The following is a 25,086-nucleotide window of genomic DNA, read 5'->3' as shown; positions in this document are numbered from 1 at the left end:
AGGATTCTAGCGCCTACACGTCAAACTTCAAGTAAGACTTTAACTTCGCCCTACAAATAGTCCGTTTATTTGCGTGCGGTGACCACGGTCGGAGCCATGGCGAGTGCACGCTTGGCTTCGATGAAGGTCTTGCTCCAGTAGCTGTCGCCCAGGCTATCGACCCGCACACCGCCACTGCGACGGCTGCTGGAGTGGATGAACTGGTCGTCGCCCAGATAGATACCGGCATGGCTGACGCGCCCGCGGCCATTGGTACTGAAGAACAGCAGGTCACCTGGCTTGAGGTTGTTGCGCGCGACCAGCGGCGCCTTGACGTTGATCATCTCGCGAGTGGAGCGCGGCAGGTTCATGCCAGCCTCTTCGCGGAACAGGTAGCCGATGAAACCGCTGCAATCGAAGCCGGCTTCGGAGCTACCACCGAAACGGTAGCGGGTACCGATCAGGGACATGCCGCGCTCGAGGATGCTGTCAGCCAGAACTGGCAACTGGTAAGGCTTGCTGTCAGCGAATTCTGCCAGTTCCTTTTCAGTTGCCAGCTCTTCCTGGTAGACCGCGGAAGACTGGTTGGTAGTGGTGACTTTAGCCTGCTGTACGACTTGCTGCTGCGACACCGGGGCATGAGAGGCGCAGCCAAACAACAGGGTAACGAGTGCGAGAGGCACGAGGGGTGCGAAGCGATTTAGCATGGGCACGACCGTGGCTTGTTATAAAAGAAGGAGCGACTATGCCTTCTATCGCTCTCATTTGCAAATTCAATCGATCAGAATGTGACTTATGAGTTTCTTCAGTACATCTAAGGCTTTAAGCCCATTTAAACGCCACCTGCCTGTGGAAACCCTGCCAAAGGCGCGTTTTCTGGCGCCTGGAATATGCCAAAACCCGACCAAAGGTCGTTTCTAACCGCTGGACTCACCAGCCCAGGGTTTCCTTCAGGAAGGGAATGGTCAGCTTGCGCTGGGCCTGGAGCGAGGCTTGATCGAGGCGCTCCAATAGCTCGAACAAGGCACTCATGCTCCGCGTACCCCGGGTCAGGATGAAATGCCCGACCTCGTCGGTCAGGTGCAAGCCACGCCGGGATGCACGCAACTGCAGGGCACGCAGCTTGTCTTCATCGGAAAGTGGGCGCATCTGGAAGATCAGCGCCAGGGTCAGGCGCGACTTGAGGTCCGCCAGCTTCACCGGCAACTCTCGCGGAGATGTCGAGGCTGCGATCAGCAGGCGCCGACCGCTGTCGCGCAAACGATTGAACAGATGGAACAAGGCCTCTTCCCAGTCGGCCTTGCCAGCCACCACCTGAAGGTCGTCCAGACATACCAGCTCGTATTGTTCGAGGTGGTCGAGGATCTCGATCCCTCGATCCAGCAGTTCCGCCAGCGGAAGGTATACAGCAGGCTCCCCCAATTGCTCGAAACGCAGGCAAGCCGCTTGCAGCAAATGAGTACGCCCCACACCATCCTTGCCCCAAAGGTAGATCAGGCTCTCGGTCCAGCCGGCATCGGCTTCGCAGAGACGCTCGACATAGCCGAGTGCTGCGGCATTGGCGCCTGGATAGTAGTTGATGAAGGTGGCGTCATCACGCAGACGCACCCCCAGGGGCAGCTGAATCGGTTTCATGCTGGCTGAACAGTTCCAAACGAACCGTTAGTGGCCTCTGTGTAAATTTTGCAAAGTTTATACCCGTGACGCCGAGCGCACAATCCGGCAGACCACAAGCAAAATCAAAGGTTTGCGTGAGCCGAAAGCCCTGCCAATGACTTCCTTGACAGCTCGGGATCGCTGCACGACCACCGAAATGAAGGAGCGCCAAGCTCTGGCGCCCCTGCTGCTCGCGCTACAAGTCGGGGTCTTGCGTCCCACTATAGAGGTTCGAGTCCTTGTACAAGTCATGTACATGACGTACCAGCACCATGATTACCGCCGCCACCGGCAAGGCCAACAGTACCCCGGTGAAGCCGAACAGCTCGCCGCCGGCAAGGATGGCGAAGATCACGGCCACCGGATGCAGGCCGATGCGGTCGCCAACCAACAATGGAGTGAGCACCATCCCCTCCAACGCCTGCCCCACCATGAACACCGCGACGATGCCGATCATGGGATACAAGTCGCCACCGAACTGGAACAGGCCCGCGATCAACGCTGCACCGATACCGATGATGAACCCCATGTAGGGCACGATGGCCGCGAGCCCGGCGATCAAGCCGATCAGCAGGCCCAACTCAAGCCCCACCAGCATCAACCCGGCGGCATAGATCATGCCCAGAGCCACCATGACCAGCAGCTGGCCACGAACAAAGGCCCCCAGCACCTCATGGCACTCCCCAGCCAGGGACACCACCTGATCTTCGCGATCCCGTGGCAACAGGCTGCGGACCTTGGTCATCATCAAGTCCCAGTCACGCAGCAGATAAAAGCTGACCACCGGAATCAACACCAGGTTGGCCAACCAGCCGATCAGCGCCAAGCCAGAGGCCGTGGCCTGGCTCAGCACCACGCCGACGATGTCGGTGGTCTGCCCCATATGCTCGCTGATGGCGGCCTTGACCTTGTCGAACTTCCAGAAACCATCCGCCAGCCCCAGCCGGGATTGGACCCAGGGCATAGCCGTGTGCTGGACCCAGTCGAGCATTTGCGGCGCCAACTCATAAAGGCGCACCAACTGCTTGGCCAGCATGGGCACCAGCACCAGCAACAGGGTCATCACGATCAGGGTGAACAGGGCGAAGACCGCCACCACCCCCCAGGTGCGCGACAAGCCCCACTTCTCCAGGCGATCCACCAGGGGATCGAACATGTACGCCAGTAATAGCGCGACCAGGAACGGGCTGAGGATCGGATGCAACAGGTAAAGGAACCCGCAGACCAACAGCGCCACGCCCAACCAGACCCAACGACGGGTATCACCCATAAAGCACTCCTGCTTCTATATAGAAGGAAACCACCCGCTACCAACGAAAACGCAACTGCGCCCCAGAGTCTGGAGCGGCCGCCGGCGCACTACCTTCGACTCCTGCGGCAGGCAACGGTTGCGCCTGCCCGGCGGGAATTTCCTGCAACTTGGCCAGGGACAATTGCGCACGCAACTGCTCGGTGCTGCCATTGACTCGATAAACGATCCGATCGCCGTCGACGCTGCGCAACTGCGCACCAAAAGGCTCCAGCAAATGGCCCAGACTCGCATAACGTTCCAGGTTCATGCCTTGCACCTCCAGCAACTGCTCGCTGGAAACACCCGGACGCGTGACGAAGCGCGGCGCCAGGCGCTGGCTCACGGCCAGCAACACCGCATCGGCCAAGGCGCCAGTGTCAGCTCCCTGGACCGTCCCCTGCTCCTTCTGGTCACCCAGCCACAACCGCCACTTGGCCTGCCACTGGCCGCCCTCTTCACGGGCATGCACCGCCAGCAGCGCATCCGCGCCATATCGTTCCGACGCCTCGCGCAGTGGCGCCGGGTCGGCCCCCTCGAGATTAGGCGCAGTGGCGACGATCTGTTCGTCCAGATCCCCCAGCGGCAGGCGCAGCGGCAATCCGCGATGCTGGGCGGCTCGCCGCAAAGGCTCGGCGCTGGCCTGGCCATCGCCCACCAGGGTCGAGCCCTCGGTGGAGTCGCTCAGCCACCAACCGAGGATCGACGGCCGATTGCTCCCCCACAGCGACAAGCCGGCCTGGCGCAAGGCGCGGTCGGTACTGGCCGGATCGAAGTCCACCTGCAGGCTCTCCGGCGGCCCGGCGTCATAGCCGTACTGGCTGATGATCTGCTGCGGATCCTTGCGGACTTCCGCCAGCCCCGGCCCCTGGGCCGCCTTGGCATCGCCGGTGAGGCGCAGCACCAGGGTCTCCAAGGCTCGCTGGGTGGCCTGGTCGCGCTCCTGGGGCGACTGGCTGCTCACCGGTTCGCGGACCTGATACAAGCCATTGAGGGTTTCGGCATGACTCGCCAGGCTGACCAATGACAAGCAGCCCACAAATAGAAATTGACCCAGACGCATGGAAGATTCTCGATGACAAAAACGATTGAAACAGCGCGCATGCATCGCTGCGGACAAGGCTGTGACCACAAGCCCCGGCAAAACATTCACCGTCGCCGGACGGTTTTCGCACTGTCATGACGACAACCAATCAAGCGCTATACCTTATACAGACAAGGGCGCAACCACCAACATGGGCGATCCCAGTTTTTTTAGCAGGATATGCCTCTACCCGTCGGCCCGAGGATGGCCGCTGCCCCTCAAGCCTGATAAAATCGCGCGCCTTCGCAGACCGCCATCAGCGGGTCCCTTGAAGCACAGTCCCAGTGTTTCAGCGGCCTCATTGGTTCGGTCGATATCCCTGAATCCCCTTAAAGGCCTGGATCAATGAGCAAGCAACCCTCCCTGAGCTACAAAGACGCCGGTGTAGACATCGACGCCGGCGAAGCACTGGTCGAACGCATCAAGGGCGTCGCCAAGCGCACCGCACGCCCTGAAGTCATGGGTGGCCTGGGCGGCTTCGGCGCCCTCTGCGAGATCCCGGCCGGCTACAAGCAGCCAGTACTGGTCTCCGGCACCGACGGCGTCGGCACCAAGCTGCGCCTGGCACTGAACCTGAACAAGCACGACAGCATCGGCCAGGACCTGGTCGCCATGTGCGTCAACGACCTGGTGGTGTGCGGCGCCGAGCCGCTGTTCTTCCTCGACTACTACGCCACCGGCAAGCTCAACGTCGACGTGGCTGCCACCGTGGTCACCGGCATCGGCGCCGGCTGCGAGCTGGCCGGCTGCTCCCTGGTCGGTGGTGAAACCGCCGAGATGCCAGGCATGTACGAAGGCGAGGACTACGACCTGGCAGGCTTCTGCGTCGGCGTGGTGGAAAAGGCCGAGATCATCGACGGTTCGAAAGTGGTCACCGGTGATGCGCTGATCGCCCTGCCCTCTTCCGGCCCGCACTCCAACGGCTACTCGCTGATCCGCAAGATCCTCGAAGTTTCCGGCACCGACATCGACAACACCCAGCTGGACGGCAAGCCACTGGCCGACCTGCTGATGGCGCCGACCCGCATCTACGTGAAACCGCTGCTCAAGCTGATCAAGGACACCGGCGCGGTCAAGGCCATGGCCCACATCACCGGCGGCGGCCTGCTGGACAACATTCCGCGCGTGCTGCCAAAAGGCGCCCAGGCCGTAGTCGACGTGGCCAGCTGGCAACGTCCGGCGGTCTTCGACTTCCTGCAGGAAAAAGGCAACGTCGACGAGCATGAAATGCACCGCGTGCTGAACTGCGGGGTGGGCATGGTCATCTGCGTAGCCCAGGACCAGGTCGACAACGCCCTGAACGTGCTGCGCGCAGCCGGCGAGCAACCTTGGGTCATCGGCCAGATCGCCAATGCCGCCGAAGGCGCGGCCCAGGTCGAGCTGAAGAACCTCAAGGCTCACTGATGCAAGAGCGGAAGTCGCCGACCTGTGATGTTGTGGTGCTGTTGTCCGGCACCGGCAGTAACCTGCAAGCACTGATCGACAACGCGCGGACCGACGACAGTCCGGTCCGCATCGCTGCAGTGATCTCCAATCGCGCCGACGCCTACGGGCTGCAGCGCGCCAAGGAGGCGGGCATCGCTACCCGCTTCCTCGATCACACCACCTTCGAGGGCCGCGAGGCCTTCGACCAGGCGCTGATCGAACTGATCGACACCTTCCAACCGAAGCTGGTAGTACTGGCCGGATTCATGCGCATCCTCAGCGCAGGTTTCGTCCGCCACTACCAGGGTCGCCTGCTGAATATCCACCCTTCGCTGCTACCTAAATACAAAGGGTTACACACTCACCAGCGGGCCCTGGAAGCCGGAGACCCGGAACACGGCTGCAGCGTGCACTTCGTCACCGAGGAACTCGATGGCGGGCCTCTGGTCGTACAGGCTGTGATCCCGGTAGAGTTGCACGACTCGCCCCAGAGCCTGGCGCAGCGAGTGCATGTCCAGGAACACCGGATTTACCCAATGGCCGTACGCTGGTTTGCCGAAGGTCGACTGGCCCTCGGCGACCAAGGTGCTTTACTGGACGGCAAATTACTGGCCGCCAGCGGTTACTTGATTCGAACCTAGGAGATTTTATGCGTCGCGCCCTGCTCTTCGCTTGTGCTCTGTTCGCCCTGCCGGTTGTGCAGGCGGCAGATCTTCACCCGTTCTCCGCCAGCTACACCGCCGACTGGAAGCAACTGCCCATGAGCGGCACTGCTGAGCGCAGCCTGGAAAAAACCGCCAGCGGCGCCTGGAAACTCAGCTTCAAGGCATCGATGATGATCGCCAGCCTGACTGAGGAAAGCACCCTGACCCTGGAAAAGGACACCCTGGTGCCCCAGTCCTACCACTTCGAACGTGGCGGCCTGGGCAAAGCCAAGAAGTCCGACCTGGACTTCGACTGGACCGCCAAGATGGTCACCGGCACCGACCGCGGCGACGCGGTGAAGCTGCCCCTGAACACCGGGATGGTGGACAAGTCGACCTACCAGCTGGCCCTGCAGCATGACGTCGCCGCTGGCAAGAAGACCATGAGCTACCAGGTGGTGGACGGCAGCGATGTCGATACCTATGACTTCCGCGTCCTGGGCTCTGAGAAGGTCGACACCAAGGCCGGCCAGATCGACGCCATCAAGGTCGAGCGCGTTCGCGATCCAACGCAGAGCAAACGCACCACCGTGATGTGGTTCGCCAAGGATTGGGATTACCTGCTGGTGCGCCTGCAACAGGTGGAAACCGACGGGAAGGAGTACAACATCATGCTCCTCAACGGCACCGTCGATGGCAAGGCCGTCAAGGGCAACTGAAGCTACCAACGAAAAGCCCCGCTCATGCGGTGATGCTGTTCACTTAAGCATTTGAGCTTGTGCCGGGCTTCCTAGAAAATCCGATACCAGAATTCTGGCATCGGATTTTTTATGTCTGTTCAGCAGGATCTGCTCGACCTCAGTGACCTTTTCAACTTCTGCGACCTGAACACTTTCACTCAAAATATTCCCATCGAGTGGGTAGCTTCTGCTCTGCAACTGTCCACTCAGGCCACTATTCGTCGACGTCTCCTACCGACCGACCAGGTCCTGTGGCTGGTACTTGGCATGGCGCTGTTTCGTGACGAGCCGGTTCATGAAGTGGCCAGGCGCTTGAACATCTGCGCCCAAGGCTTGGCCTGCGACCATTTGCTGGCCCGTAGCGGCCTGACCGAAGCACGTAAACGGCTCGGTGCCGATCCCGTTCAATGGTTGTTCCGCAAAACTGGCGCCCAGTGGGGAGCGCAGCGATATGACGGCGATACCTGGCAGGGCCTTCAGGTGTTCGCGGTGGACGGCGCATTCTTGCGTACCCCGGATATGTGATTCTGGATGCTCAACTGAGCCCTTACCGGCGCAGCGAAATACGCTTGGCCGACGAACTTCTACAGCAAGTCCCCGACCACTCGGTGACCTTATTCGACAAAGGGTTCTGGGGCGCCGAGATGCTGTTGAAGCTGAGCCAGGCAGGGACCCATCGCCATTGATTGATTCCCGCCAAGAAAGGTCTGGTGTGTGAAGAGCTGGCCCGTTACAGCCAGCACGACCGTTTAGTGCGCATGAAGGTCTCGCCTCAAGCCCGAAAGCGCCATCCGGCGCTCGACACGTACTGGGAGGCTCGCGAAGTCAGCTATGAGGTTCAAGGCAAACTCAAGACCGTCATGACTTCGTTGCCCGCCAGCACCTACGACACCAAGGCCGTTACCGAGCTTTATCAGGAACGCTGGGAGATCGAATTAGGCTTCAGGGATATCAAGAGTTCGATGCAGCGGAACGCGATGACCTTACGGAGTAAAAAGGTCGATCTGGTCTATCAGGAGGTGTGGGGACTGTTACTGGCTTACAACGTGATCCGTCGAGAAGCCAGCCAGGCGGCGATGGCATTTGGTCGAGCACCGTCGGACATCCGGTTCAAACCAGCCTGCCAGTACATTGCCGTGCAACTGATCGTGATGGCGGCAGCCAATCCGGTTTCAGCGACAGGCAGACGCCTGGCAGAGTTGAGGGCCGGAATCGGAGGATTGTTCCTGGATCGCCGTCCCAGGCCTTCGAGGCCAAGGACGGTGAAGATCTCAAAGACCCGGTTTCCAGTGGACCGTAAGGCCGCTCCACTTAAGTGAACAGCATTACGCTCATGCGGGGTTTTTTTTGCCCGAAATCCGCCATCACCTCGACTTGCAAGGCGAGAAAGATGAAACTTTTTTCATGAAACTTCCGGCCCTGCGACCGAATGTCACGGTTTTCGGGGGCTGTGGAATTGTCTTCATTTTTGCAAAGGTCTATTGCAAACCAGGTCGATTTACTTAGCTAGCTAACAAAATATATAACAGAGGCCTGCACACGCCTTGCTGCAGATCAACAGAGATTGGAGCTAGCAGATGACTGTAAAAGTGACTGAACGCGACGATTCACATATGTCCCATGAAGGCGTAGCCGCGGGCGTACGTATCTGGGACGTGCATCAACAAGACATGCTGGTGGGCATGTTCCACTCCGAAAGCGAAGCCCACAGCTACAAGGCAGAACTGGAAAAACTCGAACAGCAGCGCACCCTGCTGGGCTCCTGAGTCAAGGCCGATCCGCAAGGCGGGAATCTCCACGCCGGTCCCCGCCCTTGCAACAACGACAAACCCCGCTCATGGCGGGGTTTGTCGTTGTTGCTGGTTACCACATCAGATCGTCGGGGATCTGGTAGGCCGCGTATGGATCATCCTCGTCCGGCGCTTCGGTCGGGGTATTGAGCTGCACGATGCGGCTGGGGTCACGCTCCTGGATCTTCAGCGCCGCCTCCCGGGGAATCACCTCGTAACCACCACCATGGTGGACGATGGCCAGGGAACCGCTGCTCAGCTTGTTGCGCATCAGGTTGTTCACCGACAGGCGCTTGACCTTCTTGTCATCGACGAAGTTGTAGTAGTCCTCGGTGGTCAGCTTGGGCAGGCGCGACACCTCGATCAACTGCTTGATCTGGGCGGTCCGGGCCTTCTGCTCGGCCTTCTCCTGCTGCTGGCGGTTGAGCTCCTGGTCACGCTTGACCTTCTCGGCCATCGCCTCTTGGGCGGCGCGTTGTTGGGAGTCGTCGAGCACGACCTGCCCCTTGTGGGCCAGACGCTGCTGCTTCTGCTTGTCCTTGCCGACCTGCTTGGCCTGCTTTTGGTTGACCAGGCCTGCTTTGAGCAACTGGTCGCGAAGGGAAAGGCTCATGGTGCTTACTCACTTGGGCTACGGCTTGCGCCGCAGTTGGGCAAAATCTTTTCCTGGCGCTTGGCCTCGCCCCACAGGGCATCCAGCTCTTCCAGGGTGCAATCTTCCACGGGACGACCGTTATCGCGCAATGCCTGCTCGATGAATCGGAAGCGGCGATCGAACTTGCCATTGGCACCGCGCAGCGCGGTTTCCGGGTCGACCTTGAGCTGCCGGGCCAGGTTGACCACCGCGAACAACAGGTCGCCGATCTCGTCGGTGATGGCTGCGGAGTCATTGTCGGCCATGGCTTCCAGCACCTCGTCCAACTCCTCACGCACCTTGTCCACCACCGCCAGCGGTTCTGGCCAGTCGAAACCGACCTGGGCCGCACGCTTCTGCAACTTGGCCGCACGGGACAAGGCGGGCAGCGCCGCCGGCACATCGTCCAGCAACGACAACTGCTGCGGCACGACAGCCTTCTCGGCACGTTCCTCGGCCTTGATCTGCTCCCAGCGTTCCTTGACCTGCTCTTCGTCGAGGCGCGGGGTGTCCAGCGGCGCATACAGGTCCCCGGTCGGGAACACATGGGGATGACGGCGAATCAGCTTGCGAGTGATGCAATCCACCACCGAAGCGAACTCGAAGCGCCCCTCTTCCCGGGCCAGCTGGCTGTAGTACACCACCTGGAACAACAGGTCCCCCAGCTCGCCTGGCAAGTGATCGAAATCGCCGCGCTCGATGGCATCGGCCACTTCGTAGGCTTCCTCGAGGGTATGGGGGACGATGCTGGCGTAGCTCTGCCTGAGATCCCAGGGGCAGCCGTATTGCGGATCCCGCAGGCGCGCCATGAGGTGAAGCAGGTCGTCGAGGCTGTACATCGGTTCGTTCATGTCCTGGGTTGTCATGGAGTCCGGTTGCGCCGGGTCTCGATGATGTTCGGCAACTGCGAGATCCGCCCCAGCAAGCGCCCCAGCGCATCCAGGCCGGGGATCTCGATGGTCAGGGACATCAGCGCGGTATTGTCTTCCTTGTTCGAGCGGGTGTTGACCGCCAGCACGTTGATCCGCTCGTTGAGCAGTACCTGGGATACGTCACGCAGCAATCCGGAGCGATCGTAGGCCCGGATGATGATATCCACCGGGTAGGTCAGCACCGGCACCGGCCCCCAGCTGACCTGGATGATCCGTTCCGGCTCGCGTCCGGCCAACTGCAGGACCGAGGCGCAGTCCTGGCGATGGATGCTGACGCCGCGGCCCTGGGTGATGTAGCCAACGATGGCGTCGCCCGGCAATGGTTGGCAGCAACCGGCCATCTGGGTCATCAGGTTGCCCACGCCCTGGATCTGGATATCGCCACGCTTGCCCGGCTTGTAGCCCGCGGCCTTGCGTGGAATCAGCTCCAGTTGCTCGTTGCCGCGCTCGGGCTCCACCAGTTGCTGGGCCAGGTTCACCAGTTGCGCCAGGCGCAGGTCACCCGCACCCAGGGCGGCGAACATGTCCTCGGCGATCTTCATGTTGGCCTTCTCGGCCAGCTTGTCGAAGTCCACCTGGGGCAGGCCCAGGCGGCTCAGCTCGCGCTCCAGCAGGGTCCTGCCGGCAGCGACGTTCTGGTCGCGGGCTTGCAGCTTGAACCAGTGGACGATCTTCGCCCTCGCCCGGGACGTGGTGACGTAGCCCAGGTTGGGGTTCAGCCAGTCGCGGCTCGGAGTGCCGTGCTTGCTGGTGATGATCTCCACCTGCTCGCCGGTCTGCAGGCTGTAGTTGAGCGGCACGATCCGGCCGTTGATCTTCGCGCCACGGCAGTTGTGGCCGATCTCGGTGTGCACCCGGTAGGCGAAGTCCAGTGGCGTGGCGCCCTTGGGCAGGTCGATGGCGTGGCCATCGGGAGTGAAGATGTAGACCCGGTCCGGCTCGATATCCACCCGCAGTTGCTCGGCCAGGCCACCGATATCGCCCAGCTCCTCGTGCCATTCCAGCACCTGGCGCAACCAGGAGATCTTCTCTTCGTAATGGTTGGAACCGGACTTGACGTCGGTGCCCTTGTAGCGCCAGTGGGCACAGACTCCGAGCTCCGCTTCCTCATGCATCGCATGGGTGCGGATCTGCACTTCCAGCACCTTGCCCTCGGGACCGATCACTGCCGTATGCAACGAGCGATAACCGTTTTCCTTGGGGTTGGCGATGTAGTCGTCGAATTCCTTGGGAATGTGTCGCCACAAGGTGTGCACGATACCCAGCGCGGTGTAGCAGTCGCGCATTTCCGGCACCAGGACCCGCACGGCACGCACGTCGTAGATCTGGCTGAACTCCAGGCCCTTGCGCTGCATTTTGCGCCAGATGGAATAGATGTGCTTGGCCCGGCCGCTGATGTCGGCATTGACGCCAGTGGCCTGCAACTCGCTCTGCAACTGGTTCATCACATCGCTGATGAAGCGCTCGCGATCCAGGCGCCGTTCATGCAACAGCTTGGCGATCTGCTTGTACTGCTCGGGCTCCAGGTAACGGAAGGACAGGTCCTCCAGCTCCCACTTGATATGCCCGATCCCCAGGCGATGGGCCAGGGGCGCATAGATATCGAAGACTTCCCGGGCGACCCGGTTGCGCTTCTCCTCGTCGGCGCCCTTGACCGCACGAATGGCGCAGGTCCGCTCGGCCAGCTTGATCAGGGCCACGCGCACGTCGTCGACCATGGCCACCAGCATCTTGCGCAGGTTTTCCACCTGGGTCTGGGTACCCAGCACCAAAGACTGCCGTGGGCTGAGGCTGGCGGTGATCGCCGCCATGCGCTGCACGCCATCGATCAGCTTGGCCACCACCGGACCGAAACGCGGGCCGACCGCCGTCAACGGGATCTGCCCTTCACGAACGCCGCGGTACAACACCGCGGCGACCAGCGAGTCCTGGTCCAGCTTGAGGTCGGCGAGGATCTCCGCGATCTCCAGCCCCGTGCTGAAGCACGATGCCTCCTCGGGATCGAGATTCTTCGCCGCGATGTATTGCTGCTCCGCCTCGCGAGCGAACTCGCAGGCTTCCTTCAAGGCTTCACGGTCCAGTGCCATGTCGATACTGACCGTATGATCGAGCCATGCCTCGAGATTGATACTGCCGTCGGTGTTGATCGGCTGGTGCGCTCTCACCTGTACCATCTTGCTTTACCTTCCCTACGACGCACGTCAGTGCGTCAAATCGCTGACCTTCACAACACTCAGGTCTCGCTCGCAGGGCCCGCGAGCCGGACCTTGAGGACCAGTCGGATTAGACAAGCCATCCTAGCTCGCTTCGAATAACGCCATGGCCTCGACATGCGCCGTTTGAGGAAACATATCGAGAATCCCGGCACGTTTTAACCGATAGCCCTGCCTGGTCAGTTCGACCGTGTCACGGGCCAGAGTCGCCGGGTTGCATGACACATATACCAACCGCTTGGCGCCCAGGGCCGCAAGATTGCGAACCACCTCGAAAGCACCGTCGCGGGGTGGGTCCAAGAGTACCGCAGAAAAGCCCTCGGCGGCCCACTCGGCAGTACCCAGGGGCTGGGATAAATCGGCTTGAAAAAAGCGCGTGTTATGCAAATTGTTGCCGGCGGCATTTTCCGCCGCCCGCGCCACCATGGTTGCCACGCCTTCTACCGCCACCACTTCCCGCACCTGGCGAGCCAGCGGCAGGGCGAAGTTGCCCAGGCCGCAGAACAGGTCCAGGACCCGCTCGCCAGCCTGTGGAGCCAACCACTCCAGGGCCTGGGCCACCATCGCCTCGTTGACCCCGGCATTGACCTGGACGAAGTCTCCCGGCCGGTAGGCCAGGTGCAGGTCCCAAGCCGCCAGGCGATAGCCCAGGGCCTGCGATGAATCGAAAGGCTGCGGCTCGCCTTCGCCCTGCAACCACAACTGCGCCTGATGGAAATCGCAGAAATCCTTGAGGATCCCCAGGTCGCTTTCCGACAGCGGCGCCATATGCCGCAACAGCACCGCCAGGGCCGAGCCGCTGAACAGCTCCACATGCCCCAGCGCCTGGGGCTTGCTCAAGCGCCGCAACATGGCGGGCAAACGCTGCATGATCGGCTGCAACTCAGGCACCAGCACCGGGCAGTCGTCGATGGCGACGATGTCCTGGCTGCCGGCCGCGCGAAAGCCCACTTCAAGCTGGCGGGCCTTGCTGTCCCAGCGCACCGCCACCCTGGCCCGGCGTCGATAGCCGAACTCGGGGCCACTCAAGGGCTCGGCCCAGGCCTCGGGCTCGATGCCGGCCACCTTGGACAGTTGCTCGGCGAGCATGCGTTGCTTAAGGGCCAATTGCTCTTCGTGGGGCAAGTGCTGGACGCTGCAGCCACCGCAGCGCCCGGCGTGGGCACAGGGCGCAGGGCGCCGCAACTGGCTGGCGCTGAAGATCCGCTCGGCGCGGGCCTCGACCACCTTGCCGTGGGCACCCAGGACCCGGGCCTCGACTTCCTCGCCAGCCAGGGCACCGTTGACGAACCAGGTGCGCCCTTCGACGAAGGCGATACCGCGACCGTCGTTGGCCATGCGCTGGATGCTCAGGCGCTGCTTCTTGCCCACCGGCACCTGTGGCGCCCGGCTGCCGCCCGCAGGCTGGAAGCGCAGGCCTCTCTCGTGCTTAGCCATCAGTTGGGAGCATCGAAGATGCCGGTCGACAGGTAGCGATCGCCACGATCACAGATGATCGCGACCATGACCGCGTTTTCCACTTCACGGGACAAACGCAGCATCGCAGCCACTGCGCCACCGGACGACACGCCGCAGAAGATGCCCTCTTCCCGGGCCAGGCGCCGGGTCACGTCCTCGGCTTCGCTCTGGGCCATGTCGACGATCCGGTCGACCCGACTGGCCTGGTAGATCTTCGGCAGGTATTCCTCGGGCCAGCGGCGGATGCCGGGAATGGCCGAGCCTTCCATGGGTTGCAGGCCGACGATCTGCACACCGGGGTTCTGCTCCTTCAGGTAGCGCGAGGTCCCCATGATGGTGCCGGTAGTGCCCATCGAACTGATGAAGTGCGTGATGCTGCCCTGGGTCTGGCGCCAGATTTCCGGGCCGGTACCGGTGTAGTGGGCCTCAGGATTGTCGCCATTGGCGAACTGATCGAGCACCTTGCCGCGACCTTCGGCCTGCATCCGCTCGGCCAGGTCCCGGGCACCTTCCATGCCCTCCTCCTGGCTCACCAGGATCAGCTCGGCGCCATAGGCGGTCATCGCCGCCTTGCGTTCGGCGCTGGAGTTGTCGGGCATGATCAGGATCATCTTGTAGCCCTTGATCGCCGCAGCCATGGCCAGGGCGATCCCGGTATTGCCCGAGGTCGCCTCGATCAGGGTATCGCCGGCCTGGATCTGCCCGCGCAATTCGGCACGGGTGATCATCGACAGTGCCGGGCGGTCCTTGACCGAACCCGCCGGGTTGTTGCCCTCGAGCTTGAGCAGCAGGGTATTGCTGGTGGTGCCGGGCAGGCGCTGCAAACGAATCAGCGGGGTGTTGCCGACGCAATCGGCGATGGTTGGGTATTGCAAGGTCATGGCGTATTCGCAATCCAGACTGCGGGGGCGCCTATCATACCGGCAAACCTCCTGACGCCATATCACGCAAAGTGAGGGTCTTATGGCTTATTGGCATAAGGCCGACTGACGATCTTCAGACGACGGCCGGCGGTTGTGCCGCCAGCAAGCGCAGATGGATGCGCAAGCCCTGCTCGGTGTTCTGTGCCCATATCTGCCCCCCCTGGCGTCCCACGGCATTGCGCGCGATGCTCAGGCCCAGGCCGAACCCGCCGTCCCCGGGACGCGAGCCATCCAGGCGGGTAAAGGGTGCGAAAATCCGCTCCAGGTCCTGTTCGGCGACTCCCGGCCCCTGGTCGTCCAGCCACAGGTGCCAGTACTGGTTTTCACGCTGACCGTCCAGGGTTACCCGGGCGCCGGGCGGAGAATGCCGGATCGCGTTGCGCAGGACGTTTTCCAGAGCCTGGGCCAAGGTATTGAGATGCCCCCGCACCCAGCAGTCGGCCACCAGCTCGCAGCGCAACTGCGCACTGGACCAGCCGCTTTCGAAACAGGCGTTTTCACTGAGCATCTCCCACAGCGCCTGGACCTGGATCTGCTCCTCGGCCAGGGGCGACCGCTCGGTATCCAGCCAGGCCAGTTGCAGGCTGTCTTCCACCAGGCGCTGCATGCCGTCGACTTCGCGCCCCAGGCGCTCGCGCAGGGCGACAAGACTCTGCTCGCTTTCGCTGGCGACCCGCAGGCGGCTCAAGGGTGTGCGCAATTCATGGGACAAGTCCCGCAGCAACTGCTGCTGAGTAGCCACGGTACTTTGCAGGCGCTCGGACATCTGGTCGAAAGCCCGCCCCAGTTCCCCCAGTTCATCCTTGCGCAAGGTGGTCTCGGTGGACAGCCGGGCATTCAATTGCTCTGCCCGCCAGGCATTGGCCTGCTCACGCAGCTGGTTGAGCGGCACCACCAGCAAGCGGTACAGCCCCACGCACAACAACAAGGTAAATAGCCCGGGGATCACGCCATTGGTCATGACCTGCCAGAACAACCGGTAGCGGCCGGGCATGAAGCGCTGCGGCAACTCCATCACCAGGCTGCCGGCAGAAGGCTCTTCGGGGAAGGGAATCTTCAACCAGGGCAAGCTCCGGGCATGCCGGCTCACCGGCCAGTCCGGCCCCCGCAGGAAGGTCAGGCGCTGGGCCTCCATGGGTTTGAGGGGGTAGCTGCCGAGGGACTGCAAGTCGCTGCCGATGACCCCGACCCAGCTCTTCTCGCGACTGGCCATCTGCTGGACCCAGGCATCGACACCCGTCTGCTGGCCGCTCTTCCAGGCTTCTTCGGCTTCCCGCGCATAAGCGTGAAGAGTGGTCCGGGCTTCATCGGACAGGTACAGGTTCTTCTGTTCGACATAACGGCCCCAGGACCAGCTCAGCCAGATCATCAGCAGACAGAAGGCCACCAGCAGGAATGCCAGCTTCCAGAACACCGAATGCCGCCCGGGCAGCTCAGGCCAGCTCATCGGCGCTCAACACATAACCCTTGCCCCACACGGTGCGCAGTTGGCGTTCGCTGTAGCCCAGCGCCTTGAGCTTGCGGCGGATCTGGCTGACATGCATGTCCAGGCTGCGATCGTGGGCGGCATATCCACGCTGGAGCACATGCTGGTAGAGGAAGGCCTTGCTCAGCACTTCGTCGGCATTGCGATGCAGGGTCTCCAGCAAGCGGTATTCGCTGCGGGTCAGCCCGGCCCATTGCTCGGCGAAGAACACGTCGCACAGCTCGTCGTCGAACCGCAGGCTCTGCTGCTGGCTGACGGGCACCGGCGGCATCGGGCGCCGATCCAGGGCCACCCGACGCAGGATCGCCTCGATCCGCACCCGCAACTCGGCGATGCTGAATGGCTTGGGCAGGTAGTCGTCGGCGCCCAGGCGGAAACCGCTGATGCGATCGGCTTCCGCCCCCAGGGCCGACATCAGCAGCACCGGAGTGGAATGGCTCTGGCGCAGGTGCGTGAGCACCGTCAGACCGTCCATTCCGGGCAGCAGGATATCCATCAGCAGCACGTCGAACGACTGCTGGCGGGCGATGCCCAGCCCTTCCTGGCCATTACGGCACCAGGTCACGGTAAAACCGCAGCGCTGCAGTTGCTCATGGACATAAGCACCGAGCACCGGGTCGTCCTCGATGGCCAGGACACGGGGGGAGTCAATAGATACGGGAGTCATTGGCTTGTGCAAGTGATTCTCAGTTGGCCGATTATTCAAGATTGCCCGAGGCGCGGCAACCGATGCCTTGGTCGCACCCGCCCGCGCCGACCACCGGCTCCTTCCAGCGAGGCCAGCCATCGGCGCAGGCGAAACAATTTGCCAAGATTGACCACCGGCAAATCGTTACACTGCGCAGGTGGCGCATCACGGACGTGCCCGTTCACCTATCGAAATCGCGTGGAAGCAGGAGAGTTGCGTGCTCAAGAAACTGGGAATCAAAGGCCGCGTACTGTTGCTGACCTTGCTGCCCACCAGCCTGATGGCCCTGGTGCTGGGTGGTTACTTCACCTGGATGCAGCTATCGGAGCTGCAGACCCAACTCCTGCAACGCGGTGAAATGATCGCCGAACAACTGGCCTCCCTGGTGGCCCCGGCGATGGGCAACCGCAACACCCAGATGCTCGAGCGCATCGCCACCCAGGCCCTGGAACAACAGGATGTGCGCGCAGTGTCGTTCCTCGCTCCGGACCGCACGCCCCTGGCCCATGCCGGCCCCACCATGCTCAACCCGGCCCCCATGGGCGACAACACCCAGATGATGCAACGCAGCGGCAACGATGCGACCCGCTACCAGTTGCCGGTCTTCGGTCGCCATCGCAACCTCGCGGGCGACCTGATCCCCGATGAGTCCGACCGGTTGCTGGGCTGGGTGGAACTGGAGCTGTCCCACAGCGGCATGTTGCTGCGCGGCTATCGCAGCCTGTTCGCCAGCCTGCTGCTGATCGCCTCCGGCCTGGCCGTGACGGCCCTGCTGGCGGTGCGCATGGGACGGACCATCAACAACCCGCTGAGCCAGATCAAGCAGGCGGTGACCCAGCTCAAGGACGGCAACCTGGAAACCCGCCTGCCGCCACTGGGCAGCCAGGAGCTGGACGACCTAGCCTCGGGCATCAACCGCATGGCCAGCACCCTGCAAAATGCCCAGGAAGAACTGCAGCACAGCATCGACCAGGCTACCGAGGACGTACGCCAGAACCTGGAGACCATCGAGATCCAGAACATCGAGCTGGACCTGGCGCGCAAGGAGGCCCTGGAAGCCAGCCGGATCAAGTCCGAGTTCCTGGCCAACATGAGTCACGAGATCCGCACACCACTCAACGGCATCCTCGGCTTCACCCACTTGCTGCAAAAGAGCGAGCTGACCCCGCGCCAGCTGGACTACCTGGGCACCATCGAGAAATCCGCCGACAGCCTGCTGGGGATCATCAACGAGATCCTCGACTTCTCGAAAATCGAAGCCGGCAAGCTGGTGCTCGACAGCATCCCGTTCAACCTGCGCGACCTGTTGCAGGACACCCTGACCATCCTCGCCCCGGCGGCCCACGCCAAGCAGCTGGAACTGGTGAGCCTGGTGTACCGCGATACGCCGTTGTCGCTGGTCGGCGACCCGCTGCGGCTCAAGCAGATCCTCACCAACCTGGTGAGCAACGCCATCAAGTTCACCCGCGAGGGCACCATCGTCGCCCGGGCCATGCTCGAAGAAGAGCACGAAGACAGCGTGCAACTGCGCATCAGCATCCAGGATACGGGCATCGGCCTGTCGAACCAGGATGTGCGTGCCCTGTTCCAGGCCTTCAGCCAGGCCGACAATTCGCTGTCGCGCCAACCTGGCGGTACTGGCCTTGGGCTGGTGATTTCCAAGCGCCTGATCGAGCAGATGGGCGGCGAGATCGGGGTCGACAGCACGCCCGGCGAAGGCTCGGAGTTCTGGATCAGCCTGAGCCTGCCCAAGACCCGCGACGACGCCGAGGACCTGCCCGCGCCACCGCTGCTGGGCCGGCGCGTGGCGGTGCTGGAAAACCACGAGCTGGCGCGCCAGGCCCTGCAGCACCAGTTGGAAGACTGTGGCCTGGAAGTGAGGCCGTTCAACACCCTGGAAGCCCTGACCAACGGCATCACCGGTGTCCACCAGAGCGACCAGGCCATCGACCTGGCGGTACTCGGCGTGACCGGCAACGACATGTCGCCCGAACGCCTGAGCCAGCACATCTGGGATCTCGAACACCTGGGCTGCAAGGTCCTGGTGCTATGCCCCACCACCGAACAGACGCTGTTCCAGCTTTCGGTCCCCAACCCCCACAGCCAGTTGCAGGCCAAACCGGCCTGCACCCGCAAACTGCGTCGGGCACTGTCTGACCTGGTCACCCCGCGAAGGGTCCGCAGCGAACCCGAGGAAGCGCTTTCCAGCCGTGCGCCACGGGTTTTGTGCGTCGATGACAACCCGGCCAACCTGCTGTTGATCCAGACCTTGTTGCAGGACATGGGCGCCAAGGTGCAGGCGGTGGACAACGGCTATGCCGCCCTGAACGCTATCCAGCACGAACCCTTCGACCTGGTGATGATGGACGTGCAGATGCCCGGCATGGACGGTCGGCAGAGCACCGAGGCGATCCGCCAGTGGGAAAGCGAACGCCAGGGGCCGCCATTGCCGATCGTGGCCCTGACCGCCCACGCCATGGCCAATGAAAAACGCGCCCTGCTGCAAAGCGGCATGGACGACTACCTGACCAAGCCCATCAGCGAGCGGCAACTGGCCCAGGTGGTACTCAAGTGGACCGGGCTGGCCCTGCGCAACCAGGGCTCGGACCGCAGCGGCGAACGCCCTGAGCTGGGCCTGGAACTGCAGGTGCTGGATCAGGACGAAGGCCTGCGCCTGGCCGCCGGCAAAGCCGACCTGGCCGCCGACATGCTGGCCATGTTGCTGGCCTCGCTGGAGGCCGACCGCGAGGCGATCAACGCCGCCCGGGCCGCCAACGACCACAGCGCCCTGATCGAACGGGTCCACCGCCTGCACGGCGCCACCCGCTACTGCGGGGTGCCACAGCTGCGAGCGGCCTGCCAGCGCAGCGAGACCCTGCTCAAGCAGGAGGACGCCAAGGCCTTCGCCGCGCTGGACGAACTGGACCACGCCATCGATCGCCTGGCCAGCGAGGCACGGGTCAAGGCCTGACCCAGGGCAACCCCGGCCCGGCGCCCAGGCCCCATGCTGGGCGTCCTCCCCGAACAAGGATGCAGCCATGCGTACGATTCTTTTCAGCAGCCAGAACTACGATCGTGAGAGTTTTCTCGGCGCCCGCCTGCCCCAGGGCCTGGAGCTGCAGTTCCAGGCCGCTCGCCTGAGCCTGGACACCGCGGCCCTGGCCGAGAGCCATGAAGTGGTCTGTGCCTTCATCAACGACGATCTGGGCGCACCGGTGCTCGAGCGCCTGGCGGCCGGCGGCACCCGCCTGATCGCCCTGCGCTCGGCCGGCTACAACCACGTCGACCTGGCGGCGGCCAAGCGCCTGGGCCTGGACGTGGTCCGGGTCCCGGCCTACTCGCCCCACGCCGTGGCCGAACATGCCGTGGCCCTGATCCTGGCACTCAACCGCCGCTTGCACCGGGCCTACAACCGTACCCGCGAAGGTGACTTCAGCCTGCACGGCCTGACCGGCTTCGACCTGGTGGGCAAGACCGTGGGCATCGTCGGCACCGGGCAGATCGGCGCCACCTTCGCCCGCATCATGGCCGGCTTCGGCTGCCAGCTGCTGGCCCATGATCCTTATCCGAATCCGGCCGTGCAGGCCTTGGGGGCCCGCTACTTGAGCCTGGCGGAACTGCTGGAGCAGTCGCAGATCATCAGCCTGCACTGCCCCCTGACCGACGACAGCCGCTACCTGATCAACCAGCAGAGCCTGGCCCGGATGCAGCCCGGGGCGATGCTGATCAACACCGGTCGCGGCGGCCTGGTGGACACCCCGGCGCTGATCGACGCCCTGAAGAATGGCCAACTGGGCTACCTGGGGCTGGACGTCTATGAAGAAGAAGCCCAGCTGTTTTTCGAGGACCGCTCCGACCTGCCCTTGCAGGATGATGTACTGGCGCGATTGCTGACCTTCCCCAACGTGATAGTGACCGCCCACCAGGCCTTCCTGACCCGCGAGGCCCTGGCGGCGATCGCCGACACCACCTTGCACAACATCGCCAGTTGGTTCGCCGGCCAGCCACAGAACCTGGTCCATGACTGAGCGCCGCGCACGGGCTGATCGAAGGTCGCCAGCCCGCGCCCTGTGGCGCCGGGGCCCGTGCTAGCATACGCGGCAGATTTGGAGGACCCATGGTCGAACACGATTTCCGCTACACCCTGATGAGCCCGCAACACACCCTGATCGAATGCCGCGCACTGGTGCCGGGCCGCTATCAAGTCACCGGCAACGGTGGCTCGATCCGCGCCAGCGACGTGCTGCTGGTCACCCTCAAGGGCAGCAAGGACTTGTCCATGCGCCTGACGGTGGACACCGTTCGCCACCTGATCAACCCGGTCGGCCAATGGGTCGCGGTCGCCAGCGGCCCGGTCTTCGGCGAACTGGCCATCCACCAATGGCAGGTCAACTGCGATAGCTGCGCCACCCAGTTGGACTTCGAATTCGCGGTGGATGCCAAGCTTGGCGAAAAGGCGCGCCAACCCGCCGCCAGCGCACGGATCGCCGAACTCGGCTGGAGCAGCGAAGGCGAGCGCCACCTGTGCCCTCGATGCCGCCAGGCGGCGCAATGAAACGCCTGGCGCTGGTCCTGGCACTGGGCGCTGGCCTGCTGGGCTGCGCCGCCGAGCCGCTGCAGCTCAAGCAAGACCGCAGCTATATCCTGGAATGGATCGGTGAGCGTCCGCTCATCGACTACAGCCACCTGACCATCACCCTGGGCGAGGATGGCCGCGCCTACGGCAATGGCGGCTGCAACCACTGGTTCGCCCCTTATACCCTGGATGGCCAGAAGCTCAGCTTCGGCAAGGTGGGCAGCACCCGCAAGCTCTGTGCCCCGGCCCTGATGGAACAGGAACGACGCTTCCTCCAGGCCCTGGAGACCGTCGAACGCTGGGATATCTCGCCCATCGAGCAGGTACGCTTCTGGCCTGCCGAAGGCAAGCCGCTGCGCTGGTGGCAGGAAGAAGGCTGACTGTCCTGCGCCCGGGGGCCCCCCCCCCCGCCCCTCATCAATGACCGCGCAGGGCCTGCAGTTTCGCCAATACCCCTGCCGCGGTCTGTTCACCCAGCAGTTGCTCCCGCACCTTGCCCTGGTCGTCGATGATGTAGGTCACCGGCAGCGCCTCGGTGCGTGGCAGGTCGAAGATCGGCGAAGGATCCTGGGCCAGCACGGTGAACTTGATCCCCAGCTTCTCGCTGGCGCTCTTGAGCTCCTCGCCCTGCACGTTGTCGAAGTTGACCCCCAATACCGTCACCGACTGCCCCTTGAGCTGCTCGTCCAGGGCGTTCAGCTCGGGCACCTCGGTCCGGCACGGACCACACCATTCGGCCCAGTAGTTGAGCACCAGCCACTGCTTGTCGAGGCGTTCGGAGGCGACTTTGCGGCCATACTGGTCGACCCCGTAGTCATTGCCACAACCGCCCAGCAATAGGGTCGTGATGATCGCCAATGCCGCTGCCAATTGCCTTGCCATGCCTGTTTTCCCGTCTTTGAAAGTGTCTTGGATGATCCACGGCCGCCCATGGCCGCTGCGACCGAACGACTCTCGAGGTTCAGCAGAGCCCGTCGCGCGGTTAGAATAGCCGCCACCTTACGCAAGATGCGACCCGCACATGACCGACCTGACGCTTTATCACAACCCGCGCTGCTCGAAATCCCGTGCCGCACTGGAGCTGCTGGAACAACGCGGCCTGGCCCCGACTGTGGTCCGCTACCTGGAAACCCCACTGGACGCCGCCCAACTGCGCAGCCTCCTGGGCAAGCTCGGTATCGGCGCCCGTCAGTTGCTGCGCACCGGCGAAGACGAGTACAAGGAGCTCGGGCTGGCAGACACCAGCCTCAGCGAAGAGCAGTTGATCGCTGCCATCGCCCAGCACCCCAAGCTGATGGAGCGCCCAGTTCTGGAAGCCGGTGACAAGGCCGTCATTGGCCGACCACCGGAAAACGTGCTGGAGATCCTGCCTTGAGCACGCCGTACATCCTGGTGCTGTACTACAGCCGCAATGGCTCCACCAGCGAGATGGCCCGGCAGATCGCCCGAGGCATCGAGCAAGCCGGCCTGGAAGCCCGCCTGCGTACCGTCCCGGCCATTTCGGCCGAATGCGAAGCCGTGGCCCCGGCCATCCCCGACAGCGGTGCGCTGTATGCCAGCCTCGACGACCTGAAGAACTGCGCCGGCCTGGCCATGGGCAGCCCGACCCGTTTCGGCAACATGGCGGCGCCGCTCAAGTACTTCCTCGACGGTACCAGCAACCTGTGGCTGACCGGCGCCCTGGTGGGCAAGCCCGCTGGCGTGTTCACCTCCACCGCCAGCCTGCATGGCGGCCAGGAAGCCACCCTGCTGTCGATGATGCTGCCCTTGCTGCACCACGGCATGTTGATCACCGGCTTGCCCTACAGCGAATCGGCGCTGCTGGAGACCCAGGGCGGCGGCACCCCCTACGGCGCCAGCCACCATGCCGGCGCGGATGGCAAGAGCCCGCTGGACCAACACGAGATCGCTCTGTGCCGGGCCTTGGGCCTGCGCCTGGCCAAGACCGCCCAGCGACTGGAGAACGGCCGTGGCCAAGAAGCCTAAGATCCTGCCCGAGATCCACTGGCTACAACCCCGGGTGCGAGTGGCCCGGGCCCTTAGTCTTATGTGTTTCTTCGCCCTGGTGGGCCTGCTGTGCATCTATTACCTGCTGGTCGCCGACCTGCACGGCGCCCGGCCCTGGGTGATCCTGCTGATCGAGCTGGTGCCCCTGTTGCTGATGGCGCCCGGCATGCTCAGTGGCAGCGCCCGCGGGCACTCCTGGATGTGTTTCGTGGTCAACCTGTACTTCATCAAGGGCGCGCTGGCGGCCTATGACCCGAACCGCCAGTTGTTCGGCCTGCTGGAAATGTTCGCCAGCCTCGCGGTGTTCACTTCCTCGCTGCTGTACGTGCGCTGGCGCTTCCAGCTCAACCGCCGGCTGGCCGGCGAAGGCGCCACCCCGGCCTGAGGCAAGATGCAAGCCCCCATCGCAAGATGCCGGGGCTTGCATCCATGCCAGCCGCCCCCACCTTGCACAACGGACCTTCTGACCGACACTCCCGATCCGACCGGAGCAGGCATGCACGATTACAAATGGCTGAATGAATACTGTCTCAACCGCTTCGGCTCCGCCGCAGCCCTGGAGGCGCGGCTGCCGACTCCGGCCAGCGACGACTACCTGCGCACCCTGGGGGCCGATCGCTACCTGTCGCTGCTGGCCCTGCGGGTCTTTCGCGCCGGCCTGAAGCACAGCCTGGTTGACGCCAAGTGGCCAGTCTTCGAACAAGTGTTCTTCGGCTTCGACCCCCACAAAGTGGTGCTGATGGGGGCCGAGCACCTGGAGCGGCTGATGCAGGACACGCGGATCATTCGCCACCTGGGCAAGCTCAAGAGCGTCCCGCGCAATGCCCAGATGATCCTCGACGTGGAGCAGCAGCACGGCAGCTTCGGCAGCTTCATCGCCGACTGGCCGGCCCAGGACATCACCGGCCTCTGGCAGTACCTGGCCAAGCACGGCAACCAGCTGGGCGGCCTCTCGGCGCCGCGCTTCCTGCGCATGGTGGGCAAGGACACCTTCATTCCTTCCCAGGACGTGGTGGCAGCCCTCAATGCCCAGGGCATTGTCGACAAGGTACCCAGCAGCAAACGCGACCAGGCCCTGGTACAAGCGGTGTTCAATCAGTGGCAGCAAGAGAGCGGCCGTCCGCTGTGCCAGCTGTCGGCGATGCTGGCCTACACCGTCAACCACTGATCCCTGTCCACTTCCAGAGCATCTCCCTGCCTGCAACGGGCAGGGAGATCTTCCTCACTTTCGCCCAACCGACTACGCAAGCTGACAATAAGCTGAACTAAACGCGGGGATTTCTCACTCGCTGTTTGCGATCGGATAAAGTCCGCCTGAACTTTCCATACGATTAAAAACAATCAGCAAAGGCTTGGTGGAATCGACATTCTGCAATCATTAGCCATGTACAAACGAACTACGAGGCATTGATCAGGCCAACAAGCTGAACAAAGGCTGTCGGCTTTTAAAATAATGATCGTGATCCATTCGTTTTTTTCACATTGCTTTCACCCTTCGCTAACCCGGCACGCTCTAGATTGGCAAGCAGTTGCAGCGCAGGTCCCGTTACCGGTCTTTTCAGA

Annotated in this window: 24 protein-coding genes and 1 pseudogene; 13 read left to right on the top strand and 12 right to left on the bottom strand. The window is 63.0% G+C overall.

Going from position 1 to position 25,086, the window contains the following annotated elements:
- Positions 1–65 precede the first annotated feature (65 nt).
- The 4 genes from AC3WK8_RS27945 to AC3WK8_RS27930 all read right to left on the bottom strand — a co-directional run bounded on the left by AC3WK8_RS27945 (position 66) and on the right by AC3WK8_RS27930 (position 3,986).
- Positions 66–686: a C40 family peptidase gene (locus tag AC3WK8_RS27945; RefSeq protein WP_031320311.1), complete on the bottom strand. Its 621-nt coding sequence runs from the start codon at positions 684–686 to the stop codon at positions 66–68.
- 223 nt (positions 687–909) lie between these two features.
- Positions 910–1,614 carry a DnaA regulatory inactivator Hda gene (gene hda, locus AC3WK8_RS27940; RefSeq protein WP_022640231.1) on the bottom strand — a complete coding sequence of 235 codons (705 nt, stop codon included), beginning with the start codon at positions 1,612–1,614 and terminating at the stop codon, positions 910–912.
- A gap of 217 nt (positions 1,615–1,831) precedes the next feature.
- On the bottom strand, positions 1,832–2,905 hold the full coding sequence (locus AC3WK8_RS27935) for an AI-2E family transporter (protein WP_103326525.1): 1,074 nt from the start codon (positions 2,903–2,905) through the stop codon (positions 1,832–1,834).
- Positions 2,906–2,942: 37 nt separating this feature from the next.
- Positions 2,943–3,986 (bottom strand): DUF2066 domain-containing protein, encoded by a 1,044-nt coding sequence (locus tag AC3WK8_RS27930; protein ID WP_103326524.1) that lies wholly within the window; start codon positions 3,984–3,986, stop codon positions 2,943–2,945.
- Between the two features lie 366 nt (positions 3,987–4,352).
- Between AC3WK8_RS27930 and purM the strand changes: the two genes are divergently transcribed.
- From purM to AC3WK8_RS27905, 5 genes and pseudogenes are all read left to right on the top strand, one after another.
- Positions 4,353–5,411: a phosphoribosylformylglycinamidine cyclo-ligase gene (gene purM, locus AC3WK8_RS27925; RefSeq protein ID WP_022640234.1), complete on the top strand. Its 1,059-nt coding sequence runs from the start codon at positions 4,353–4,355 to the stop codon at positions 5,409–5,411.
- Positions 5,411–6,073 (top strand): phosphoribosylglycinamide formyltransferase, encoded by a 663-nt coding sequence (purN, locus tag AC3WK8_RS27920; RefSeq protein ID WP_103326523.1) that lies wholly within the window; start codon positions 5,411–5,413, stop codon positions 6,071–6,073. The genes purM and purN overlap by 1 nt, the downstream gene beginning before the upstream one ends.
- 8 nt (positions 6,074–6,081) lie before the next feature.
- Entirely contained in the window at positions 6,082–6,795 is a 714-nt protein-coding gene (locus tag AC3WK8_RS27915; RefSeq protein ID WP_053133372.1) for a DUF3108 domain-containing protein, read from the top strand.
- A 111-nt stretch (positions 6,796–6,906) separates the two neighbouring features.
- Positions 6,907–8,135, top strand: a pseudogene (locus tag AC3WK8_RS27910) (IS4 family transposase).
- Between the two features lie 258 nt (positions 8,136–8,393).
- Entirely contained in the window at positions 8,394–8,582 is a 189-nt protein-coding gene (locus tag AC3WK8_RS27905; protein ID WP_085596857.1) for a hypothetical protein, read from the top strand.
- 97 nt (positions 8,583–8,679) lie between these two features.
- On the opposite strand, the gene AC3WK8_RS27900 is transcribed toward AC3WK8_RS27905, so the two are convergent.
- From AC3WK8_RS27900 to AC3WK8_RS27870, 7 genes are all read right to left on the bottom strand, one after another.
- Positions 8,680–9,219, bottom strand: a complete 540-nt coding sequence (locus tag AC3WK8_RS27900) for a DUF2058 domain-containing protein (protein WP_022640237.1) — start codon at positions 9,217–9,219, stop codon at positions 8,680–8,682.
- A gap of 5 nt (positions 9,220–9,224) precedes the next feature.
- A complete protein-coding gene (gene mazG / locus AC3WK8_RS27895; protein WP_085596858.1) occupies positions 9,225–10,079 on the bottom strand; it encodes a nucleoside triphosphate pyrophosphohydrolase in 855 nt (284 codons plus the stop codon).
- A gap of 23 nt (positions 10,080–10,102) precedes the next feature.
- Positions 10,103–12,346: a GTP diphosphokinase gene (relA, locus tag AC3WK8_RS27890; protein ID WP_022640238.1), complete on the bottom strand. Its 2,244-nt coding sequence runs from the start codon at positions 12,344–12,346 to the stop codon at positions 10,103–10,105.
- Between the two features lie 123 nt (positions 12,347–12,469).
- Complete coding sequence (rlmD, locus tag AC3WK8_RS27885; protein ID WP_103326522.1) at positions 12,470–13,822, bottom strand: 23S rRNA (uracil(1939)-C(5))-methyltransferase RlmD; 1,353 nt, start codon at positions 13,820–13,822, stop codon at positions 12,470–12,472.
- Entirely contained in the window at positions 13,822–14,724 is a 903-nt protein-coding gene (cysM, locus tag AC3WK8_RS27880; RefSeq protein WP_022640240.1) for a cysteine synthase CysM, read from the bottom strand. Before cysM ends, rlmD begins: the two co-directional genes overlap by 1 nt.
- Before the next feature lie 115 nt (positions 14,725–14,839).
- Positions 14,840–16,213, bottom strand: a complete 1,374-nt coding sequence (locus tag AC3WK8_RS27875) for a sensor histidine kinase (protein ID WP_103326521.1) — start codon at positions 16,211–16,213, stop codon at positions 14,840–14,842.
- Positions 16,200–16,919 carry a response regulator transcription factor gene (locus tag AC3WK8_RS27870; RefSeq protein ID WP_085596861.1) on the bottom strand — a complete coding sequence of 240 codons (720 nt, stop codon included), beginning with the start codon at positions 16,917–16,919 and terminating at the stop codon, positions 16,200–16,202. Before AC3WK8_RS27870 ends, AC3WK8_RS27875 begins: the two co-directional genes overlap by 14 nt.
- Positions 16,920–17,157: 238 nt before the next feature.
- Here AC3WK8_RS27870 and AC3WK8_RS27865 point away from each other — a divergent pair, with 238 nt between their 5' ends.
- From AC3WK8_RS27865 to AC3WK8_RS27850, 4 genes are all read left to right on the top strand, one after another.
- A complete protein-coding gene (locus AC3WK8_RS27865; RefSeq protein WP_103326520.1) occupies positions 17,158–19,911 on the top strand; it encodes a response regulator in 2,754 nt (917 codons plus the stop codon).
- 67 nt (positions 19,912–19,978) lie between these two features.
- Positions 19,979–20,968, top strand: coding sequence for a 2-hydroxyacid dehydrogenase (locus tag AC3WK8_RS27860; protein WP_085596863.1), 990 nt, complete (start codon positions 19,979–19,981; stop codon positions 20,966–20,968).
- An 89-nt stretch (positions 20,969–21,057) separates the two neighbouring features.
- On the top strand, positions 21,058–21,495 hold the full coding sequence (locus AC3WK8_RS27855) for a hypothetical protein (RefSeq protein WP_085596864.1): 438 nt from the start codon (positions 21,058–21,060) through the stop codon (positions 21,493–21,495).
- Positions 21,492–21,896 (top strand): META domain-containing protein, encoded by a 405-nt coding sequence (locus AC3WK8_RS27850; protein ID WP_103326519.1) that lies wholly within the window; start codon positions 21,492–21,494, stop codon positions 21,894–21,896. The genes AC3WK8_RS27855 and AC3WK8_RS27850 overlap by 4 nt, the downstream gene beginning before the upstream one ends.
- A gap of 37 nt (positions 21,897–21,933) precedes the next feature.
- Here AC3WK8_RS27850 and AC3WK8_RS27845 read toward each other — a convergent pair whose 3' ends face one another.
- On the bottom strand, positions 21,934–22,398 hold the full coding sequence (locus tag AC3WK8_RS27845) for a TlpA family protein disulfide reductase (RefSeq protein ID WP_031320315.1): 465 nt from the start codon (positions 22,396–22,398) through the stop codon (positions 21,934–21,936).
- Between the two features lie 139 nt (positions 22,399–22,537).
- On the opposite strand from AC3WK8_RS27845, the gene arsC reads away from it, so the two are divergent.
- From arsC to AC3WK8_RS27825, 4 genes are all read left to right on the top strand, one after another.
- Entirely contained in the window at positions 22,538–22,891 is a 354-nt protein-coding gene (arsC, locus tag AC3WK8_RS27840) for an arsenate reductase (glutaredoxin) (protein ID WP_085596865.1), read from the top strand.
- Positions 22,888–23,502 (top strand): NAD(P)H:quinone oxidoreductase, encoded by a 615-nt coding sequence (gene wrbA, locus AC3WK8_RS27835; protein WP_022640248.1) that lies wholly within the window; start codon positions 22,888–22,890, stop codon positions 23,500–23,502. The genes arsC and wrbA overlap by 4 nt, the downstream gene beginning before the upstream one ends.
- Positions 23,486–23,908, top strand: coding sequence for a DUF2069 domain-containing protein (locus AC3WK8_RS27830; protein WP_085596866.1), 423 nt, complete (start codon positions 23,486–23,488; stop codon positions 23,906–23,908). Before wrbA ends, AC3WK8_RS27830 begins: the two co-directional genes overlap by 17 nt.
- A 111-nt stretch (positions 23,909–24,019) precedes the next feature.
- Entirely contained in the window at positions 24,020–24,691 is a 672-nt protein-coding gene (locus AC3WK8_RS27825) for a DNA-3-methyladenine glycosylase I (protein WP_103327079.1), read from the top strand.
- The last annotated feature ends 395 nt before the right edge of the window (positions 24,692–25,086 follow it).

This window comes from Pseudomonas sp. FW507-12TSA, assembly GCF_058781435.1.
The sequence above is the reverse complement of the archived record's forward strand: the minus strand, read 5'-3'. Positions and strand labels throughout refer to the sequence as shown.

Coding starts and splice junctions, on each gene's coding strand:
- AC3WK8_RS27945 (WP_031320311.1), bottom strand. CDS start 686: ATGCTAAATCGCTTCGCACCCCTCGTGCCTCTCGCACTCGTTACCCTG.
- hda (WP_022640231.1), bottom strand. CDS start 1,614: ATGAAACCGATTCAGCTGCCCCTGGGGGTGCGTCTGCGTGATGACGCC.
- AC3WK8_RS27935 (WP_103326525.1), bottom strand. CDS start 2,905: ATGGGTGATACCCGTCGTTGGGTCTGGTTGGGCGTGGCGCTGTTGGTC.
- AC3WK8_RS27930 (WP_103326524.1), bottom strand. CDS start 3,986: ATGCGTCTGGGTCAATTTCTATTTGTGGGCTGCTTGTCATTGGTCAGC.
- purM (WP_022640234.1), top strand. CDS start 4,353: ATGAGCAAGCAACCCTCCCTGAGCTACAAAGACGCCGGTGTAGACATC.
- purN (WP_103326523.1), top strand. CDS start 5,411: ATGCAAGAGCGGAAGTCGCCGACCTGTGATGTTGTGGTGCTGTTGTCC.
- AC3WK8_RS27915 (WP_053133372.1), top strand. CDS start 6,082: ATGCGTCGCGCCCTGCTCTTCGCTTGTGCTCTGTTCGCCCTGCCGGTT.
- AC3WK8_RS27905 (WP_085596857.1), top strand. CDS start 8,394: ATGACTGTAAAAGTGACTGAACGCGACGATTCACATATGTCCCATGAA.
- AC3WK8_RS27900 (WP_022640237.1), bottom strand. CDS start 9,219: ATGAGCCTTTCCCTTCGCGACCAGTTGCTCAAAGCAGGCCTGGTCAAC.
- mazG (WP_085596858.1), bottom strand. CDS start 10,079: ATGTACAGCCTCGACGACCTGCTTCACCTCATGGCGCGCCTGCGGGAT.
- relA (WP_022640238.1), bottom strand. CDS start 12,346: ATGGTACAGGTGAGAGCGCACCAGCCGATCAACACCGACGGCAGTATC.
- rlmD (WP_103326522.1), bottom strand. CDS start 13,822: ATGGCTAAGCACGAGAGAGGCCTGCGCTTCCAGCCTGCGGGCGGCAGC.
- cysM (WP_022640240.1), bottom strand. CDS start 14,724: ATGACCTTGCAATACCCAACCATCGCCGATTGCGTCGGCAACACCCCG.
- AC3WK8_RS27875 (WP_103326521.1), bottom strand. CDS start 16,213: ATGAGCTGGCCTGAGCTGCCCGGGCGGCATTCGGTGTTCTGGAAGCTG.
- AC3WK8_RS27870 (WP_085596861.1), bottom strand. CDS start 16,919: ATGACTCCCGTATCTATTGACTCCCCCCGTGTCCTGGCCATCGAGGAC.
- AC3WK8_RS27860 (WP_085596863.1), top strand. CDS start 19,979: ATGCGTACGATTCTTTTCAGCAGCCAGAACTACGATCGTGAGAGTTTT.
- AC3WK8_RS27855 (WP_085596864.1), top strand. CDS start 21,058: ATGGTCGAACACGATTTCCGCTACACCCTGATGAGCCCGCAACACACC.
- AC3WK8_RS27850 (WP_103326519.1), top strand. CDS start 21,492: ATGAAACGCCTGGCGCTGGTCCTGGCACTGGGCGCTGGCCTGCTGGGC.
- AC3WK8_RS27845 (WP_031320315.1), bottom strand. CDS start 22,398: ATGGCAAGGCAATTGGCAGCGGCATTGGCGATCATCACGACCCTATTG.
- arsC (WP_085596865.1), top strand. CDS start 22,538: ATGACCGACCTGACGCTTTATCACAACCCGCGCTGCTCGAAATCCCGT.
- AC3WK8_RS27825 (WP_103327079.1), top strand. CDS start 24,020: ATGCACGATTACAAATGGCTGAATGAATACTGTCTCAACCGCTTCGGC.